At 58.8% G+C, this 17043-nt stretch carries 18 protein-coding genes, 1 tRNA gene and 1 pseudogene; 11 read left to right on the top strand and 9 right to left on the bottom strand.

Going from position 1 to position 17043, the window contains the following annotated elements; all coding sequences use genetic code 11:
* The first annotated feature begins 4 nt into the window (after window positions 1-4).
* The gene (locus AB1462_RS21265) at window positions 5-592 is read left to right on the top strand and encodes a sigma-E factor negative regulatory protein (protein WP_012722767.1); all 588 of its coding nucleotides are present in this window, start codon (window positions 5-7) and stop codon (window positions 590-592) included.
* 16 nt (window positions 593-608) lie between these two features.
* Window positions 609-1571 carry a MucB/RseB C-terminal domain-containing protein gene (locus AB1462_RS21270; protein WP_090408105.1) on the top strand — a complete coding sequence of 321 codons (963 nt, stop codon included), beginning with the start codon at window positions 609-611 and terminating at the stop codon, window positions 1569-1571.
* A gap of 29 nt (window positions 1572-1600) precedes the next feature.
* Here the strand turns inward: AB1462_RS21270 and AB1462_RS21275 are convergent, their stop codons facing one another.
* On the bottom strand, window positions 1601-1780 hold the full coding sequence (locus tag AB1462_RS21275) for a hypothetical protein (RefSeq protein ID WP_167361086.1): 180 nt from the start codon (window positions 1778-1780) through the stop codon (window positions 1601-1603).
* 25 nt (window positions 1781-1805) lie between these two features.
* On the opposite strand from AB1462_RS21275, the gene AB1462_RS21280 reads away from it, so the two are divergent.
* Window positions 1806-3242: a DegQ family serine endoprotease gene (locus tag AB1462_RS21280; RefSeq protein WP_090408101.1), complete on the top strand. Its 1437-nt coding sequence runs from the start codon at window positions 1806-1808 to the stop codon at window positions 3240-3242.
* A 67-nt stretch (window positions 3243-3309) separates the two neighbouring features.
* Here AB1462_RS21280 and AB1462_RS21285 read toward each other — a convergent pair whose 3' ends face one another.
* Window positions 3310-4743 (bottom strand): M48 family metalloprotease, encoded by a 1434-nt coding sequence (locus tag AB1462_RS21285; protein WP_090408098.1) that lies wholly within the window; start codon window positions 4741-4743, stop codon window positions 3310-3312.
* Window positions 4744-4837: 94 nt separating this feature from the next.
* Between AB1462_RS21285 and AB1462_RS21290 the strand changes: the two genes are divergently transcribed.
* Entirely contained in the window at window positions 4838-5077 is a 240-nt protein-coding gene (locus AB1462_RS21290; RefSeq protein ID WP_010212198.1) for a sulfurtransferase TusA family protein, read from the top strand.
* Between the two features lie 31 nt (window positions 5078-5108).
* Entirely contained in the window at window positions 5109-6179 is a 1071-nt protein-coding gene (locus AB1462_RS21295) for an AI-2E family transporter (RefSeq protein WP_053136801.1), read from the top strand.
* Between the two features lie 37 nt (window positions 6180-6216).
* Here AB1462_RS21295 and AB1462_RS21300 read toward each other — a convergent pair whose 3' ends face one another.
* Window positions 6217-6690, bottom strand: a complete 474-nt coding sequence (locus tag AB1462_RS21300; RefSeq protein ID WP_367247875.1) for a peroxiredoxin — start codon at window positions 6688-6690, stop codon at window positions 6217-6219.
* A 10-nt stretch (window positions 6691-6700) separates the two neighbouring features.
* A complete protein-coding gene (locus tag AB1462_RS21305; protein WP_003172487.1) occupies window positions 6701-7261 on the bottom strand; it encodes a glycine cleavage system protein R in 561 nt (186 codons plus the stop codon).
* Window positions 7262-7533: 272 nt separating this feature from the next.
* Here AB1462_RS21305 and dapA point away from each other — a divergent pair, with 272 nt between their 5' ends.
* The 5 genes from dapA (at window position 7534) to AB1462_RS21330 (ending at window position 11222) form a co-directional block, all read left to right on the top strand.
* Window positions 7534-8412, top strand: a complete 879-nt coding sequence (gene dapA / locus AB1462_RS21310; RefSeq protein WP_032888561.1) for a 4-hydroxy-tetrahydrodipicolinate synthase — start codon at window positions 7534-7536, stop codon at window positions 8410-8412.
* A 17-nt stretch (window positions 8413-8429) separates the two neighbouring features.
* The gene (gene bamC / locus AB1462_RS21315) at window positions 8430-9545 is read left to right on the top strand and encodes an outer membrane protein assembly factor BamC (protein ID WP_259192660.1); all 1116 of its coding nucleotides are present in this window, start codon (window positions 8430-8432) and stop codon (window positions 9543-9545) included.
* 4 nt (window positions 9546-9549) lie between these two features.
* Window positions 9550-10308, top strand: coding sequence for an MBL fold metallo-hydrolase (locus tag AB1462_RS21320; protein WP_027604310.1), 759 nt, complete (start codon window positions 9550-9552; stop codon window positions 10306-10308).
* 27 nt (window positions 10309-10335) lie between these two features.
* A complete protein-coding gene (purC, locus tag AB1462_RS21325) occupies window positions 10336-11049 on the top strand; it encodes a phosphoribosylaminoimidazolesuccinocarboxamide synthase (RefSeq protein ID WP_027604309.1) in 714 nt (237 codons plus the stop codon).
* Window positions 11050-11132: 83 nt separating this feature from the next.
* Window positions 11133-11222, top strand: a tRNA-Ser gene (locus AB1462_RS21330).
* A gap of 139 nt (window positions 11223-11361) precedes the next feature.
* On the opposite strand, the gene AB1462_RS21335 is transcribed toward AB1462_RS21330, so the two are convergent.
* Together AB1462_RS21335 and AB1462_RS21340 are read right to left on the bottom strand one after the other, a co-directional pair.
* Window positions 11362-11733 (bottom strand): type II toxin-antitoxin system HigA family antitoxin, encoded by a 372-nt coding sequence (locus tag AB1462_RS21335; RefSeq protein WP_090407934.1) that lies wholly within the window; start codon window positions 11731-11733, stop codon window positions 11362-11364.
* A gap of 3 nt (window positions 11734-11736) precedes the next feature.
* The gene (locus tag AB1462_RS21340; RefSeq protein ID WP_367247877.1) at window positions 11737-12039 is read right to left on the bottom strand and encodes a type II toxin-antitoxin system HigB family toxin; all 303 of its coding nucleotides are present in this window, start codon (window positions 12037-12039) and stop codon (window positions 11737-11739) included.
* 566 nt (window positions 12040-12605) lie between these two features.
* Here AB1462_RS21340 and AB1462_RS21345 point away from each other — a divergent pair.
* Window positions 12606-14231, top strand: coding sequence for a methyl-accepting chemotaxis protein (locus AB1462_RS21345; protein ID WP_259192657.1), 1626 nt, complete (start codon window positions 12606-12608; stop codon window positions 14229-14231).
* Between the two features lie 43 nt (window positions 14232-14274).
* On the opposite strand, the gene AB1462_RS21350 is transcribed toward AB1462_RS21345, so the two are convergent.
* The 3 genes and pseudogenes from AB1462_RS21350 to AB1462_RS21360 form a co-directional block, all read right to left on the bottom strand.
* Window positions 14275-15117, bottom strand: coding sequence for a DUF6216 family protein (locus AB1462_RS21350; protein ID WP_259192655.1), 843 nt, complete (start codon window positions 15115-15117; stop codon window positions 14275-14277).
* A 389-nt stretch (window positions 15118-15506) separates the two neighbouring features.
* Window positions 15507-15587 (bottom strand): annotated as a pseudogene (locus AB1462_RS21355) (ABC transporter substrate-binding protein); the annotation flags it as partial.
* Window positions 15588-15602: 15 nt separating this feature from the next.
* The gene (locus AB1462_RS21360) at window positions 15603-16907 is read right to left on the bottom strand and encodes an MFS transporter (protein WP_367247878.1); all 1305 of its coding nucleotides are present in this window, start codon (window positions 16905-16907) and stop codon (window positions 15603-15605) included.
* Window positions 16908-17043 lie beyond the last annotated feature (136 nt).

Consider the following 17043-nt stretch of genomic DNA (forward strand, 5'->3'; position numbering starts at 1 on the left):
CGCCATGAGTCGTGATGCCCTGCAGGAATCGCTGTCCGCAGTGATGGATAACGAAGCGGATGAACTGGAACTTCGTCGAGTGCTCAACGCATTTGATGATGCCGAAACCCGTGATACCTGGTCTCGTTACCAAGTCGCTCGGGCGGTGATGCACAAGGATCTTCTAATCCCTCGTCTGGATATTGCTGCGGCCGTTTCTGCCGCGCTGGCTGATGAAGCCGTTCCGGCAAAAGCTACTCGTGGCCCTTGGCGTAGCCTGGGTCGCCTGGCAGTGGCTGCCTCGGTGACTGTTGCAGTGCTGGCCGGTGTTCGCCTGTACAACCAGGACGAAATCGCCGGTGCCGAACTGGCCCAGCAGACTCAGCAACCGGTCATGGCCGGTCCGCAAGTCAAAGGCCCGGCGGTACTGGCCGGCTACAAGGAAAGCTCCGACACCACCGGGCCTATGGCCAACGGTGTGCTTCAAGGGCAATCCGGCTGGCAGGACCAGCGTCTTCCAGGCTACCTGCGCCAACACGCACAGGAATCCGCCTTGAAAGGCACTGAAAGCGCTCTGCCATACGCTCGCGCTGCAAGCCTGGAAAACCGCTGATACGTTAAGGAGCCCTATGCGCGCCATACCGCTCCTTACGTTATTGCTCAGTGGTTGGTTTGCACTCCCCGCCCATGCCGATGAAGCCCAAGACTGGCTGACTCGACTTGGGCGTGCAGAGCAGCAGCAAAGTTTTCAGGGGACGTTTGTCTACGAACGTAATGGCAGTTTTTCTACCCATGACATCTGGCATCGTGTCCAGAATGGCCAGGTCCGTGAGCGGCTCTTGCAGCTTGATGGTTCTGCACAGGAAGTTGTCCGTGTAGATGGTCGTACACAATGCGTCAGCGGCACACTTGTCGCCGGCCTTGGTAATTCGCGTGATGCACCCTCGCGCGCGCTTGATCCTGAAAAACTCAATCAATTCTACGAACTGGCCGTTATCGGAAAATCCCGCGTGGCCGGTCGTAATGCAGTGATTGTGTCGATAACTCCCCGTGATCAATACCGCTATGGTTTTGAGCTGCATCTTGATCGTGAAACCGCACTGCCGCTCAAGTCCTTGTTGCTGAATGATCAAGGGCAATTGCTGGAGCGCTTTCAGTTCACTCGCCTGGACACCTCCACCCCGCCCAATGATCGCGACTTGCAGCCCAGCAGCGAATGCACGTCTATCGCTGTCGGCGACACCAAGGCAGCGACCGTAGAGCCCACCGAGGCTTGGCACTTGGAATGGTTGCCGCCGGGCTTTCAGCTGACCAATAGCAGCGCCCGCAAGGACCCTCATACCAAAGCCACGGTCGACAGTCTGATGTATGAAGATGGACTGGCGCGCTTCTCGGTGTTTCTTGAGCCGATCAGTGATGTGAGCGTGACCGAGACTCGCACCCAGTTAGGCCCCACCGTTGCGGTATCTCGTCGCTTGAACACGGTGGATGGCGAAATGATGGTGACGGTTGTGGGCGAAATACCTATTGGTACCGCCGAACGCATCGCACTGTCGGTGCGTGCTGAAAAAAAGGCCACCCCCAAGCCGTGAGTCGTTAATCCTATGTTCATCCCGATCTTTCACAGTACGCCCATGCCAGGTTGGCTGGCGGGAGCATGAAATGTCTGGATCAGCATTTTCACTTGCAAAAATCTCCCATGTTTTTTATAGGTCAGGGCTTGTTGGCTCTGGCCTTGTTTTGTTCGCGGAACAAAGATGTCGGTCGCAGTTTTCGGCGTTTCTTGAACCCTGTCGCTCAACCCTGCTCGTCGTAACGGGAGCTGTATGTCGATACCACGTTTGAAGTCTTACCTATCCATAGTCGCCACGGTATTGGTGCTGGGTCAGGCCGTGTCCGCGCAAGCGGTCGAGTTGCCTGACTTCACCCAATTGGTTGAGCAAGCCTCGCCTGCCGTGGTGAACATCAGTACCACGCAGAAGTTGCCGGATCGCAAAGTCTCCAACCAGCAGATGCCTGACCTGGAAGGCCTGCCGCCGATGCTGCGCGAGTTCTTCGAGCGTGGCATGCCACAACCTCGTACCCCGCGCGGTGGCGGTGGTCAGCGTGAAGCGCAGTCCCTGGGTTCGGGCTTCATCATCTCGCCAGATGGCTACATCCTCACCAATAACCATGTGATTGCCGACGCCGACGAGATCCTCGTGCGCCTGGCTGATCGCAGTGAGCTGAAAGCCAAATTGGTAGGCACAGACCCCCGTTCCGATGTGGCCTTGCTGAAGATCGAGGGTAAAGACCTGCCTGTACTGAAGCTGGGCAAATCCCAGGACCTGAAGGCTGGGCAGTGGGTGGTAGCCATCGGGTCGCCGTTTGGTTTTGACCATACCGTCACCCAGGGCATTGTCAGTGCGATTGGCCGCAGCCTGCCGAACGAGAACTACGTGCCGTTCATCCAGACCGACGTGCCGATCAACCCGGGCAACTCTGGTGGTCCGTTGTTCAACCTTGCGGGCGAAGTGGTGGGGATCAACTCGCAGATATACACCCGTTCCGGTGGCTTCATGGGTGTGTCGTTCGCCATTCCTATCGACGTGGCCATGGATGTTTCCAATCAGCTGAAAAGCGGTGGCAAGGTCAGTCGTGGCTGGTTGGGCGTGGTCATCCAGGAAGTAAACAAGGACTTGGCTGAATCCTTCGGCCTCGACAAGCCGGCCGGTGCCCTGGTTGCGCAAATCCAGGACGACGGCCCGGCTGCCAAAGGCGGCCTGCAAGTCGGCGACGTGATCCTGAGCATGAACGGTCAACCGATCGTTATGTCCGCCGACTTGCCACATCTGGTCGGTGCACTCAAGGCCGGCAGCAAGGCCAAGCTGGAAGTGATTCGTGACGGCAAACGCCAGAATGTTGAACTGACCGTTGGTGCGATCCCTGAAGAGGGCGCGACCCTGGATGCCCTGGGCAATACCAAGCCGGGTGCCGAGCGCAGCAGCAACCGTCTGGGCATTGCCGTGGCTGAGCTGACCGATGAGCAGAAGAAAAGCTTCGACCTCAAAAGCGGTGTGGTGATCAAGGAAGTGCAGGATGGCCCCGCTGCCTTGATCGGCCTGCAGCCTGGCGACGTGATCACTCACCTGAACAATCAGGCGATTGACACTACCAAGCAGTTCACCGACATCGCCAAGGCGTTGCCGAAGAACCGCTCGGTATCGATGCGCGTGCTTCGTCAGGGGCGCGCCAGCTTCATTACCTTCAAGCTGGCCGAGTAACCCACCCGGCCAATAAAAAGCCCCGCCTTCGTTTTACGAGGGCGGGGCTTTTTTGTAGGCGATGGGTTTAGCTCATCATGCCTTTAACCAGGCGTTCCTGTTCGATCAGCTCACGCTGGCGTGCATCGATACGTGACGACAATGGGAAATTGCTGCCGGCACGACGTTTGGCAAAATCCAGTTGCTGGATGGCCTGCTGGAAGTCGCCCACCAAGGCAAAGTATTCGGCGCGAGCCTGATGCAGGCCGATGATATTGCCCGACAAACCACGCGTCTCGGCGACCTGGTACCACACATCCGGATCATCCGGGCGAGACTTGAGCAGGCCATCCAGGGCCTTTTCCGCATCGGCGGTACGATTTTGTTTAAGCAACAGATCTACCCGAATCTGGTTCAGCGGATAGTTGCCGGGGTATTGGGTCAGCATCCGATCCGTGCGTTGCTGGGCGTCGGGCAGGTGGTTGTTGTCGATGTCCAACTGGATCTGCGCCAGGTTGTAGGTGATGTCATTGGGTGCCTTGGCCAGCAACGGTTGCAGGCTTTCCCGTGCCTGCTTGAACTGGGAGGCTTTGATCTGGGCGATGGCCAGGCCATAGCGCGCCACATCGTTTTTCGGATTTTCGTCCAGCTGCGCCTGGAAACGCTTGGCGGCGAGTCCTGACGTGTCTTCATATTGCAGTTGTACCCGTGCGCGAATCAACTGGTAGCGCAGGCTGTCTTCCTTGCCGCCGGCCTTGGCTTGTTCCGCACGGTTGCGGGTGTCGGCGATACGCGATTCGGTCACCGGGTGAGTCAGCAGGAATTCCGGTGGCTTGGCGTCGAAGCGGTACTGGCGCATCAGCCGTTCGAACATGGTCGGCATGGAGCGTGGGTCGTAGCCGGCTTTTTCCAGGTTGACGATACCGATACGGTCCGCCTCCTGTTCATTCTGGCGAGAGAATCGTCGTTGTTCCTGGATGGCCGCCGCCTGGGTGCCAGCAATCGCTGCAATCCCTGCATCCCCTGCACCGGCGGCGGCCGCAATGATGCCGCCGAGCAGGGCAGCCATCATCGGGATCTGCATGCGCTGCTGCGCTTCAACGCCGCGGGCGAAGTGCCGCTGGGACAAGTGGGCCAGTTCGTGGGCCAGTACCGAGGCATATTCTCCTTCGGTCTGGGCATTGAGAAACAGGCCGCCGTTCACGCCGACGATGCCGCCTGGCGCAGCAAAGGCGTTCAGTTGCGGGCTGTTGATCAGGATGAACTCCAGGCGCCGGTCATTTACCTGGCTGGTTTCCACCAGCTTGTACACGCTGGTTTCGACGTAATCCTTGAGCTGCGGGTCGTTCAACTGCGAGACCTGACCCCGTAGATAGGCCAGCCAGGCACGGCCCAACTGATATTCCTGTTGGGGAGAGACAATGGCAGAACTGGCGTCGCCAAGTGACGGCAGGTCGTCAGCGAAGCCTGGGGAGGCCAGCAGGCAAGCCAGCGTCAGCAGGGTAGGGCGCAAAAAAGTCATGCACAGAGCCTTTCGACAAAGAGCTTACTGTAGCCGGACACTGAGCTTCGGACCAGATATTCTAAGCACCCCGATGCTTGTCCGGAGTAAAACCATGACCGACGCTGTAGCCTTTGATGCCGAACTCGATGCCAGTGGCCTTAATTGCCCGTTACCTCTGCTCAAGGCCAAGCTGGAGCTCAATCGATTGGCCAGTGGCGCAGTGCTCAAGGTGATCGCCACCGACGCAGGTTCCCAGCGTGATTTCCGCACCTTCGCCAAGCTGGCCGGCCATACCCTGTTGCATGAAGAAGACGCCGCCGGTGTGTACCGTTACTGGTTGCGCAAGGCCTGAACCGTTTGCCCCTACCACCCGAGGTTGATTGATGTTCAAAGTGTTACGAGACTGGATCCAGCGCTACTTCTCTGATGAAGAAGCCGTGGTGCTGGCGGTCCTGCTGTTTCTGGCCTTTACGGCCGTACTCACCTTGGGTGGCATGCTGGCGCCGGTACTGGCGGGGATGGTGCTGGCTTACCTGATGCAGGGCCTGGTCACCACCTTGGAGCGTTTACGCTTGCCGGGCGGCGCGGCAGTGGGCCTGGTATTTGCCTTGTTCATGGGGCTGCTGGTGGTGTTTATCGTCGTGGTATTGCCGCTGCTGTGGCACCAACTGATCACGTTGTTCAACGAGTTGCCGGGCATGCTCGCCAAGTGGCAGTCGCTATTGTTGCTGTTGCCGGAGCGCTACCCGCATCTGGTCTCGGACGAGCAGGTGTTGCAGGCCATAGAAGTGGCACGCGGCGAAATCGGCAAGTTCGGGCAATGGGCGCTGACCTTTTCCCTGTCGAGCCTGCCGCTGCTGGTCAACATCATGATCTACCTGGTGCTCGTGCCGATCCTGGTGTTCTTCTTCCTCAAGGACCGCGCCATGATCGGACGCTGGGTGCGCGGCTATCTGCCACGCGAACGGGCGCTGATTACCCGGGTGGCCGAAGAAATGAACCGGCAGATCGCCAACTACATTCGTGGCAAAGTCATCGAGATCATTATCTGTGGTGGCGTTACCTACATTGCCTTCATCGCCCTGGACTTGAACTACGCGGCGCTGCTGGCACTGCTGGTCGGCATTTCCGTCGTGGTGCCGTACGTCGGTGCGGTGGTGGTGACGGTGCCGGTTACCCTGATCGCGTTGTTCCAGTGGGGCTGGAGTGACCAGTTCATCTACCTGATGGCGGTGTACGGCATTATCCAAACGCTGGACGGCAACGTACTGGTGCCGCTGTTGTTCTCCGAGGCCGTCAACCTGCACCCGGTGGCGATCATCTGTGCAGTGTTGTTGTTTGGCGGATTATGGGGATTCTGGGGCGTGTTCTTTGCCATTCCCCTGGCGACGCTGTTCAAGGCGGTGCTGGACGCGTGGCCGCGGCAGGAACCGGTGGTGGCGCCTTTACTCTGAAACGGAGAGGGAGGCTCCAGCTCCCTCCCTCGCGTCATCAAGCCTTGTTCAGAGCCTGTGCTGCGGCCAGTACGGCATCAACATGCCCTGGCACTTTCATGCCGCGCCATTCCTGGCGCAACACACCCTCCTTGTCGATCAGGAAGGTGCTGCGGTCCACGCCCAGGTATTCCTTGCCGTACAGCTTCTTCAGCTTGATGACATCGAACAACTGGCAGACTGCTTCATCCTTGTCGCTGATCAGCTCAAACGGGAATTCCTGCTTGCCCTTGAAGTTCTCGTGGGACTTCACGCTGTCGCGCGACACGCCAAACACTTCGGTGTCGGCCGCCTTGAATGCTGCGTACTGGTCACGGAAACCCTGGCCCTCGGTGGTGCAACCCGGGGTGCTGTCCTTCGGGTAGAAGTAGATCACCACTTGCTTGCCCTTGAGGGCGGCAAGGCTGAAGGTCTGGCCACTGGTGGCCTGGGCTTCGAAATCGGCGACCGGTTTATCGATGACTACCGCCATGATGACTTCCTTACATTGGGTTCTGTGGGCGCCACGGCTCGATCAACGCGTCGAGGTTCAGTGCATCGGCGAAATCCAGGAACTGGTCGCGCAACCAACTGATCTGCACGCCGGCCGGCAGGGTCACGGTGAACGTGGCGTTGAGCATGGTGCCGCCGGTTTGCGGTGCCTGGTAGGTGTCGCAGGTCAGGTTCTCCAGCTCGACGTTGTGGTCGATGAAGAACTGGCACAGCTCATTGACGATGTCCGAGCGATAGGCCGAGCTGACATACGCTACATAAGGAAGCGCCTGCGGGCGATTTTCCAGCGCGGCGCTGCGCACCACGTTGACGGTGAAGTCGTGCTTCTTGGCCAGGCCCGGCAGGCCAGTCTCCAGGCGCGCCAGGGCATCCCAGGTGCCGGAAATCTGCAAGACCAGTGCACTGCACTCGCCATGGCGGGTAAGGCGGGAGGTCACCACGGCACAGCGGTTCTCATGGCTGGCGCGGCACAGGACGTTGGTCAGCTCCATGGGGTTGGCGCCGAGGGCACTGATAACAAGGAATTGTTCGCGAACTGTGGGGGTGGACATGCAGCCTTCCTAAAACGATGAGCGGTCGATACTGTGAGGGCCGTATCGATCAAAGCATGAAGGGTAGCGAAAAGCGTCGCCAAGGGATAGGAGGTGGCGTTTTCATTGCGTGATCCGCCTGATTTTGCCCGGCCTCAACCCGTGCTTTGGCTCAATGATGGCATTCCCGTCGTTTAGTTGCGCCAGAACGCATCCTCAGGCGGTACTTCGCTTGTACAAGCATCTTGGCGCCAGTACCATTACGGCTCTCTTTTTCCGGCAGGAGCGGTTGCATGATTGCGGGCAGTATGGTGGCACTGGTCACACCCATGGATGCACAAGGTCATCTCGACTGGGACAGCCTTGGCAAACTGGTGGACTTCCACCTGCAAGAAGGCACCAACGCCATCGTGGCGGTCGGCACCACCGGTGAATCGGCCACCCTCGATGTGGAAGAACACATCCAGGTGATCGAATTCGTGGTCAAGCGTGTCGCGGGGCGTATTGCCGTGATTGCCGGTACGGGCGCCAACTCGACGCGCGAAGCCATCGAGCTGACCAAGAACGCCAAGAAAGCTGGCGCCGACGCTTGCCTGCTGGTCACCCCGTACTACAACAAGCCGACCCAGGAAGGCCTGTACCAGCACTTCCGCACCATTGCCGAAGCCGTCGACATCCCGCAGATCCTCTATAACGTGCCGGGTCGTACCGCGTGCGATATGAAGGCCGAGACCGTGATCCGACTGTCCACCGTGCCGAACATCATCGGCATCAAGGAAGCCACCGGCGACCTGCAGCGCGCCAAGGACATCCTGGCCGGTGTGAGCAGCGACTTCCTGCTGTATTCCGGTGACGACGCCACGGCTGTCGAGCTGATCCTGCTGGGCGGCAAGGGCAATATCTCCGTGACCGCCAACGTGGCCCCGCGCGCCATGAGCGACATGTGCGCTGCCGCCATCGCCGGCGACGCCGTGACCGCCCGTGCGATCCACGAGAAGCTGATGCCGCTCAACAAGACACTGTTTATCGAATCCAACCCTATTCCCGTGAAGTGGGCGCTGTTCGAGATGGGCCTGATGCCGGACGGTATCCGTCTGCCGCTCACCCGCCTCAGCGAAGCCTGTCACGAACCGCTGCGACAGGCCCTGCGCCAGTCCGGCGTCCTGGTTTAATTGAGGAAGCACTACGCATGAAGCGATTGGCCGGACTTTCCGCACTTGCCTTGATTATCTCCAGCACCAGTGGCTGCGGTTGGATCTGGGGCCCGGAAGGCTACTTCCGTGACCGCGGCAGCGATTACCTGGAAGCACAAGCAACCAAACCGATGCAACTGCCGCCGGACGTCAACGTCGCCAAGCGTCTTGACCCGTTGCTGCCGATTCCACGCAACGTTGCCGATGACACCACCAAGGGTGAATACGTCGTGCCGCGCCCACAGCCGATTTCGGCCGTGGCGGATGCCAGCGATTACAGCCTGCAGAAGAGCGGTGATTCGCGTTGGATCGTGGCGCAGCGCCCACCTGCCGAAGTCTGGCCAGTAGCGGTGCAGTTCTTCCAGGACAACGGTTTCCGCATCGCCGAGCAGCGCCCGCAGACCGGTGAGTTCACCACGGCATGGCAGCAGGGCAGCGAGCTGTCCGCCACTATGGCCAAGCGCCTGCAGGCCGGTGGTGTAGCTGCCGACAGCGAAGCCCGTGTGCGTGTGCGCATCGAGCCAGGCGTGCAGCGCAACACCAGTGAAGTCTATGTGGTCAGCGCCGAGCGTCCTGCCGGCAGCACCGCCAACGTCGACTTCACCAACCGCTCGGTCAACACCGGTGTCGACTCGGCATTGGTCGACGAGATGCTGGCCAGCATGAGCCGTATCTCCGAGAAGGGCGGTTCCGTCTCCCTGCTCGCCGCACGTGATTACGACACCCCGAGCCGCGTTAGCCTCACCGAAGACGGCAGCGGCAACGTGGTGCTGAACCTGGGTGAAGACCTGGATCGTGCCTGGGCCAGCGTCGGTCGTGCGTTGGAGCAAGGTCCTTGGCGTGTTGAAGACATCAACCGCAGCCTGGGCCTGTACTACATCAACGTGGCTGAAAAGGCCGAGCGCAAAGATGAAGAGCCTGGTTTCTTCGGAAAACTGTTTGGCAGCAAGCCGAGCAAGGAAGAAATCGAGACCCGCGCCGAGCGTTATCAGGTTCGTTTGAGCAAGGTTGGCGAGACTGTGCAAGTCACCGTCGAGAAGAACATCAATACCGTTGCGCCGGCTGAAACAGCGCGCAAAGTGTTGGGCGTGATTCAGGACAACCTGGGCTGATCCGATGCGTTTTGCTGTTCTCGGTAGCGGTAGCCAAGGGAACGGCACGCTGGTCGCCCACGACGACACGTACGTACTGGTGGATTGTGGTTTCTCGTTAAAGGAAACCGAGCGGCGCCTGCTGCGCCTGGGGGTTCACCCTTCGCAGCTGAGCGCGATTCTGGTGACCCACGAACATGCCGACCACGTGCATGGCGTGGGTTTGCTGTCTCGGCGCTACAATCTTCCGGTGTACCTCAGTCGCGGCACATTGCGCGGGATGCGCAAACCCATTGAACCCGCAGGTTTCCTGGCCGGTGGCGAGCAGCTGCAAATCGGTGCCCTGAGCATCGATGTGATTGCCGTGGCGCACGACGCCCAGGAACCGACGCAGTATGTGTTCAGTGACGGAGAGCGGCGTTTCGGCGTGCTCACCGACCTGGGCTCCTACTGCGCCAAGGTGCTGGACGGTTACCGGAACCTCGATGCCTTGATGATCGAGTCCAACCACTGCCGAGACCTGCTGGCTCGCGGTCATTACCCCTACTTTCTCAAGCAGCGGGTGGGCGGTGAACTGGGACATTTGAACAACCATCAGGCGGCGTACCTGGTGTATGAGTTGGGCTGGCAAGACCTGCAACACCTGGTCCTGGCCCACTTGAGCAGCAAGAACAACCTGCCGACGCTTGCCCGGCAATGTTTTGTCGACACCCTCGGGTGCGACCCGGACTGGCTGCAACTGGCCGATCAAGATTCAGGGCTCGACTGGCGACATATCGCCTAGCCCACCTCACTCAAAGCGGAGCCCATCATGGAAAAACGTGAAGAACTCTACCGCGGCAAAGCCAAGTCGGTGTACAAGACCGACGACGCCAACCGCCTGATCCTGCTGTTTCGCAACGACACCTCGGCGTTCGACGGCAAGCGCATCGAACAACTTGATCGCAAGGGCATGGTGAACAACAAGTTCAACGCCTTCATCATGCAGAAACTCGAAGCGGCCGGTATCCCGACCCAATTCGACAAACTGCTGGGCGACAACGAGTGCCTGGTGAAGAAGCTGGACATGATCCCGGTGGAATGCGTCGTGCGTAACTACGCCGCCGGCAGCCTGGTCAAGCGCCTGGGCGTGGAAGAGGGCCTCAAGCTCAACCCTTACACGTTCGAGCTGTTCCTGAAGGATGACGCCAAGGGCGACCCGTTCATCAACGAATCCCACGTCGTGGCATTCGGCTGGGGCACCGCCGAGCAACTGGCGCGCATGAAGGAGTTGTCCCTCAAGGTCAACGACGTGCTGAGCAAGCTGTTCGACGACGCAGGCCTGCTGCTGGTGGACTTCAAGCTGGAATTCGGTGTGTTCCACGACGGCTCCATCGTCCTGGGCGACGAATTCAGCCCGGACGGTTGCCGCCTGTGGGACAAGGACACCAAGAAGAAGATGGACAAAGACCGCTTCCGCCAAGGCCTCGGTGATGTGATCGAAGCCTACGAAGAAGTCGCCAAGCGTCTCGGCGTACCGCTTTAATCGACGCAAGCATCTGATAGCACGGAAAAAAATCGCTTCTGCGCTTTGCTTCCACGAAACAGGCTGTTATGATGCGCGCCGTTGGAGAGATGCCAGAGTGGCCGAATGGGACGGATTCGAAATCCGTTGTACCTTCACCGGTACCTAGGGTTCGAATCCCTATCTCTCCGCCATTACATAGAAAAAGCCCCGTAGCTGAATAAGCTGCGGGGCTTTTTCGTTTCTGAGATTTGGGAGCAAGCTACTCGTTCCGAGCAGCAAACAGAGCCGTAGTGGTTCTTTCCAGCAGGCACAACCAACCGTATTCCGTCTTCAAGCATGCCTTACTGGCTTGATCAGGCTTTCTGCTGGAATTCCAAACATCTCATGCAGCTTCCAAATCATTGGCAAGGTCAGCGCTCGTTTTCCATTCAGCACTTCATAAACACGATTCTGACGGCCAATGGCGGGAATAAGATCAGCCGCTGACAGGCCAGACTGTTCCATTCTGAAGCGAATGGCATCGATCGGGTTAGGCAGGTCTACGGGAAAGTGCTTGGCTTCATAGGCCTCGATCAGCGTGATCATTACGTCAAAGTAATCACCTTCCGGGGTGCCCGGTTCTGGTTCGTTGTCGAACAGCGCGGAGACAGACTTGAGTGCGTCCTTGTAATCCTGTTCGGTGTGGATAGGTCGGATGTTCATGGGTTACTCCGTTTCGACGGTATCGGCGTCAATTGCGTCGTACTGCTTATGTGTACCGACAAACTTGATGTAGACAGCGCCATAGCGATAGACCACGGCGACCACGAGCCTGTAGTCGTTACCTTTGATGTTGAAGACGACCCTTCGACTTTTGAGAATGCTAGCGCTGCGAAAGTGTTCCTTGATGTCAGCCGGGTTTGACCAGTCGGCGTTTTTTACCTCGTCTATCCAGGCCAGGAACGGTTGCTCCGAATCCGGGTATTTTTGCCAAAAGGTTTTGAGTTGACTGATTGCGACAATTCTCATGGGAAAATCCTAGTCCCACCTTGGGACTTTTGCAAGTGGGCACATGGGAGCAAACAGTCTTTCGGACGGGTGTCATCGGCTCTCAAGGGATTTCTCCACATAAGGCATTCCCCTTGTAACCGTGCATGATCGGTCCCAGGAACATGAAAGGACCACAGGCGTATAAGGGCGAGGGAGCGGGATGTGAGCGGCACACGGGGAGCTTCAGGGGGATTGGAATTACAGCCCAAAGCGTCACGCCGCACCATGTCCGTTCAGGCGGGTTCTGTTGAGGGGGGGGGCGTACGTTTTTCTGTTCAGGAAGTGAGAGTTGTGCGCCGATGCAGCCGTATAGGCAAGAAATCAGTGCCAGAGTAATGACGGCTTTTTCCATGTCAGACCTGCTGGTGGGGTAATCCTTTGATGTTCCCAGTATTGTCGTTGGTGGGCGTCGTGCTCGTCGATACTGCAAATAACTCACTGATATTTATAACTTCTCATTTCCCGCGAGTGCGCCCCTCAAGTCTTTATCCTCGCGGCCGAAACGCTCTCATACGACGTCGTATCCTAATAAGAGAGCCCCCTAAATGTCCCTTCGCAGCCTGTCCATCGCCCGCCGTGCGGGTTTGGGTTTTGCCTTGATTGCTTTGCTCGTGGCCCTGCTGGGTTTTTTTGCGCTCTCGAACATGGCAAGTATCCGTGCCAGTGCGGTGCAGGTGGAAAGCGGGCTGGTGCCGAAGATGCGGCTGGTGGCGGACATTCGCGAAATCATGCTGCGCATTCGTACGATCTCTTTGCGCATGGCCCTGGATCCGAACCCGGCGAGCATCCCGCAATACCGTAGCCAGATGGACACCCGCAGCCAGGACCTGACCAAGCGGCTGGCGGACCTCGATGCGGTGATCGACACCCCAGCACTGCGCACGTTGTACGACCAGTTCCAGGTCTCGCTGCGCCAGTATCAGCAAGGGCTGGCGCAGTCGTTCATCCTCGCCGACAAGCAGCAGGGCGCCGAGCTCAACAAGCTGTTGCTGGTGGATATGAAAACCGTGGTCGACGGCTCCGGTGCCCAGCTCAATGCCCTGGCCGACTACTACAACGCCCAGATCAACCAGCAAGGCCAGGAGGCCGAGTCGCAGTACGGCCGTTCGCGCACCATGGTGTTCGGCTTTGTGATCGTGGCCGGTTTGAGCACCGTGCTGCTGGCCTGGTTGCTCACGCGCAGTATCGTCGGCCCGCTGAGCCATGCGGTGCGGGCTGCCGAGAACGTTGCCCAAGGTGACCTGACCCAAACGGTAGACGTGACCGGCGATGACGAAGTGACTCGCCTGCTCGTGGCACTCAAGACCATGCAGGCCAACCTGCGCGGGACCTTGCAACTGATTCGCCAGTCGGCGGGGCAGATGGCGTCATCGGCCACCGACCTCAACGGCATCACTGACCAGAGCAGCCGCAGCCTGCAAAAGCAGACCGCTGAAATCGAGCAGGCCGCTACCGCCGTCAACGAGATGACTTCGGCGGCGGATGAGGTGGCGCGCAATGCGGTGTCCACCTCGGAGTCCACTCGCCTTTCCAATGAAACCGCGCGCGAAGGCCAGCACCGGGTGGGTGAAACGGTCAGCGCCATCCAAGCCCTGAGCACCAACATCGGCGAAACTTCGACCCTGGTGCAGAACCTCGCCGAGCAATCGCGCGATATTGGCAAGGTGCTCGACGTGATTCGCTCCATCGCCGAGCAGACCAACCTGCTGGCGCTCAACGCCGCGATCGAGGCCGCGCGCGCCGGGGAGTCCGGGCGCGGCTTTGCGGTGGTGGCTGACGAAGTGCGTGCACTGGCCCACCGTACCCAGCAATCGACCCTGGAAATCGACCAGATGGTGACCGCGATGCGTACCGGGTCCAACGAGGCGTTGAGCTCGATGCAGTCAAGTACCCAGCGTGCCACCGACACCCTGGCCCTGGCAGAGGGCGCGGGCGGCGCATTAAGCCAGATCACCGACTCCATCGACCAGATTCACCAGCGCAACCTGGTGATTGCCAGCGCTGCCGAGGAGCAGGCCCAGGTGGCCAAGGAAGTCGATCGCAATATCGTCAATATTCGCGACCTGTCTGCACAGTCCTCTTCCGGCGCCGGGCAGATCAATGGATCAAGCCGTGAACTGGCGCAATTGGCGGTCTCGCTGAACGAGGCGGTTGCGCGGTTTCAGCTGTAGGGTTGCGCGCTCATTCCTGCGCGGCAACGGGCTGGGGCCAAGGCTAAGGCTGGTTGGCCTGCCATTGTTTATAGAGCCTGCGGGCGACTTCCATTCGCGCGATCAGGATCACCAGGTAAATCATCCAAGCCATCGACACGAGCACCAGCGAGAACAGTAGCCCGCGTTGTTGGCCCAGGCCTTCTCGTACGTATTTGTTGTAGGTCTTGTCGAGGAAAAATGAGCAAATGATGTCGAGTTTCTCTTCCGGTAATCCTGGGAGAAGGAAAGCCTGAAGCGACTCGGACGAGCGACAGTGCTCGACCTTGAGGATACTGTCCGACCAGATACCGAACTTCACGTTATCTTCCGATAAATAGAACGAGGGGGCATCCGGGGCGTTTTTGAGCGACACCATCAGATACTTGGATTCAATCAGCGGAACCGCAATGGCTACGCCCGCAAGAAGCGCGATGGCAAGAACGAAAAAGCAGTTGATACGCCATTGTGCGAACCGCTTGGTGATGAAACTCAGTGCTGAAAAGTCGCTCCACTCGATGTAGCGCTTCACGCGACCGAAGTCGCGTGGGGTGAAGTCATTGCTGTACATCCAGTCTTCGGCCAGGTCTGCCTCGCGCAGCGTATTGGCAGGGATGTTGAATTCGTAGCGATAATATTCCAGCTCGCGCAAGTCCTTGCGCATGCGTTCAAAACGGTCTGTTTCGAAGCGCGTTTTGCCACCAAAAAACCGCCATATCCAATCCCGCAGAAACAGCAGCGATCCAGAGCGCCGGTAGATAAATATCAATAGCCCCGCGATAGCGAGAAAGGTGAAAGCACCGCTGAAGACGGCGAAATGCTCCACATACCACGTCAGCGGTGTGCTTTTTACGATCGGTTCGGCCATGGCTGGGTCCTTAGTCATAGAGTCGAACGCGGGATTCTAGGGAACCCGAGCAACCGTGTCTTTACGTCAGGAAAAACAAGAAGCAACTGACTGGCCTCTCGGAAACAGGCTAATCCCAATGGCAGTTTTTCTGGCAGTGCTCTTCCATAGCTTCCCACTGGCGCTTGTACGATATTGCCCTACATCCCGTTATTCACGGCGACTCTCCGTGACATCGCCTGCGGGTGCAGGATGCCAGTGCGGTCTGGTGGAAGCGGGATGGTGCGTGGAGATGGTGCTGTCGATTGCCCGGCCTTGGGGCACCCTTTTAGGTAAATGTGCCGCTGCTGGCTTCCGGCGCCTTGGCCATGGATGGTGTCGAGGGTGTCGCCGCTGTGCTGGGCGTATTACGGGCCCAGCAGTTTATAGGCGGCGGTGAAGCCGCCGGAGGTCATCACCTTGAGTTGCTCAGCCTGGGCCGCCAGCGCCAGCGCGCCGAGGGGGCATCACGTCGCCCCCTGCATCACCTGCCCGCGCGCGTTGGCACGGCGATACAGCGCCAGGGTTGAACACAGCGCGCACAGCGCAGCGAACATCATCCAATAGGCCGGCGAGGCCTTGTCTTCAGTGATGTGGATAAACCAGGTGGAGATCGCCGGGGTAAACCCACCGAAGATCGCGGTCGCCAGGCTATAAGCCAGGGAGAAGCCCGCTACGCGCACTTCCACCGGCATGATTTCCGTAAGGGCAGGAATCATCGCGCCGTTGTACATGCCGTACAGGAACGAGAACCACAGCAGCGTTTCCAGCATGTGGGCGAAGCTCGGTGCATTCACCACGTAGGACAGCGCCGGATAAGCCGTGAGCACCGTCAGTGCAGTCATGGCGATCAGCACCGGCTTGCGGCCGAAGCGGTCGCTCAGGGTGCCGCCGATCGGCAGCCAGACAAAGTTCGACACCGCCACCAGCAAGGTCACCAACAGGGCGTCGGAGGTGCTCAGTTGCAGCACGGTCTTGCCGAAGGTCGGCGCGTATACGGTGATCAGGTAGAACGCGGTGGTGGTCATCGCCACCATCAGCATGCCGCCGATCACCACGGTCCAGTTCTTCGCTAATGTGGCCAGCACTTCGCGCATGGTCGGGCGATGCTTGCGGTTGGCGAACTCTTCGGTTTCCTGCAGGTTACGACGCAGCACAAAAATGAACGGGATGATCACGCAACCGATGGCGAACGGAATGCGCCAGCCCCAATCGGCAACCACGGCCGGCTCCATCCACACGTTCAAGCCATAGCCCAGCGCGGCGGCGACCACGATGGAGATCTGTTGGCTGCCCGACTGCCAGCTGGTGTAGAAACCCTTGCGGCCTGGCGTCGCCATTTCAGACAGGTACACCGACACACCGCCCAGTTCCGCGCCGGCCGAGAAGCCTTGCAGCAAGCGGCCCAGCAACACCAGCAGCGGTGCCCACAGGCCAATGGTGTGATAACCCGGCACCAGCACGATCAACAGTGTGCCGCTGGCCATGATCGACAGGGTCACGATCAACCCTTTGCGGCGACCGACGTCATCGATGTAAGCGCCGAGGATGATTGCGCCCAGTGGCCGCATCAGGAAGCCCGCGCCGAACACGGCGAAGGTCATCATTAATGACGCAAACTCATTCGCGGCAGGAAAGAACGCGGCGGCGATATAGGTGGCGTAGAAGCCGAACAGGAAGAAGTCGAACTGTTCGAGGAAGTTGCCCGAAGTAACGCGGAATACCGCCTCTACTTTGGAGCGGGCAGAGTCGGGCAGGGTAGGGCTAGTCATGGTTTTGTGTCTCCAGCGTTCTTCTTAAAGTGCTTGTTTCGCTTAATACTGAGGATAGTGGCTGACACATTTAGAAATGAAAAGTGAAAAAATATGGATTGACTAATGTCTGTTGGTTGTCAATTTGCAAACCTGT

It is taken from the genome of Pseudomonas sp. SB113 (assembly GCF_040754745.1).
Lineage (GTDB): Bacteria > Pseudomonadota > Gammaproteobacteria > Pseudomonadales > Pseudomonadaceae > Aquipseudomonas > Aquipseudomonas grimontii.

What these genes read in the sequence shown, in the direction of transcription:
- AB1462_RS21265 (WP_012722767.1), top strand. Translation starts at nt 5, where the DNA reads ATGAGTCGTGATGCCCTGCAGGAATCGCTGTCCGCAGTGATGGATAAC.
- AB1462_RS21270 (WP_090408105.1), top strand. Translation starts at nt 609, where the DNA reads ATGCGCGCCATACCGCTCCTTACGTTATTGCTCAGTGGTTGGTTTGCA.
- AB1462_RS21280 (WP_090408101.1), top strand. Translation starts at nt 1,806, where the DNA reads ATGTCGATACCACGTTTGAAGTCTTACCTATCCATAGTCGCCACGGTA.
- AB1462_RS21285 (WP_090408098.1), bottom strand. Translation starts at nt 4,743, where the DNA reads ATGACTTTTTTGCGCCCTACCCTGCTGACGCTGGCTTGCCTGCTGGCC.
- AB1462_RS21290 (WP_010212198.1), top strand. Translation starts at nt 4,838, where the DNA reads ATGACCGACGCTGTAGCCTTTGATGCCGAACTCGATGCCAGTGGCCTT.
- AB1462_RS21295 (WP_053136801.1), top strand. Translation starts at nt 5,109, where the DNA reads ATGTTCAAAGTGTTACGAGACTGGATCCAGCGCTACTTCTCTGATGAA.
- AB1462_RS21300 (WP_367247875.1), bottom strand. Translation starts at nt 6,690, where the DNA reads ATGGCGGTAGTCATCGATAAACCGGTCGCCGATTTCGAAGCCCAGGCC.
- AB1462_RS21305 (WP_003172487.1), bottom strand. Translation starts at nt 7,261, where the DNA reads ATGTCCACCCCCACAGTTCGCGAACAATTCCTTGTTATCAGTGCCCTC.
- dapA (WP_032888561.1), top strand. Translation starts at nt 7,534, where the DNA reads ATGATTGCGGGCAGTATGGTGGCACTGGTCACACCCATGGATGCACAA.
- bamC (WP_259192660.1), top strand. Translation starts at nt 8,430, where the DNA reads ATGAAGCGATTGGCCGGACTTTCCGCACTTGCCTTGATTATCTCCAGC.
- AB1462_RS21320 (WP_027604310.1), top strand. Translation starts at nt 9,550, where the DNA reads ATGCGTTTTGCTGTTCTCGGTAGCGGTAGCCAAGGGAACGGCACGCTG.
- purC (WP_027604309.1), top strand. Translation starts at nt 10,336, where the DNA reads ATGGAAAAACGTGAAGAACTCTACCGCGGCAAAGCCAAGTCGGTGTAC.
- AB1462_RS21335 (WP_090407934.1), bottom strand. Translation starts at nt 11,733, where the DNA reads ATGAACATCCGACCTATCCACACCGAACAGGATTACAAGGACGCACTC.
- AB1462_RS21340 (WP_367247877.1), bottom strand. Translation starts at nt 12,039, where the DNA reads ATGAGAATTGTCGCAATCAGTCAACTCAAAACCTTTTGGCAAAAATAC.
- AB1462_RS21345 (WP_259192657.1), top strand. Translation starts at nt 12,606, where the DNA reads ATGTCCCTTCGCAGCCTGTCCATCGCCCGCCGTGCGGGTTTGGGTTTT.
- AB1462_RS21350 (WP_259192655.1), bottom strand. Translation starts at nt 15,117, where the DNA reads ATGGCCGAACCGATCGTAAAAAGCACACCGCTGACGTGGTATGTGGAG.
- AB1462_RS21360 (WP_367247878.1), bottom strand. Translation starts at nt 16,907, where the DNA reads ATGACTAGCCCTACCCTGCCCGACTCTGCCCGCTCCAAAGTAGAGGCG.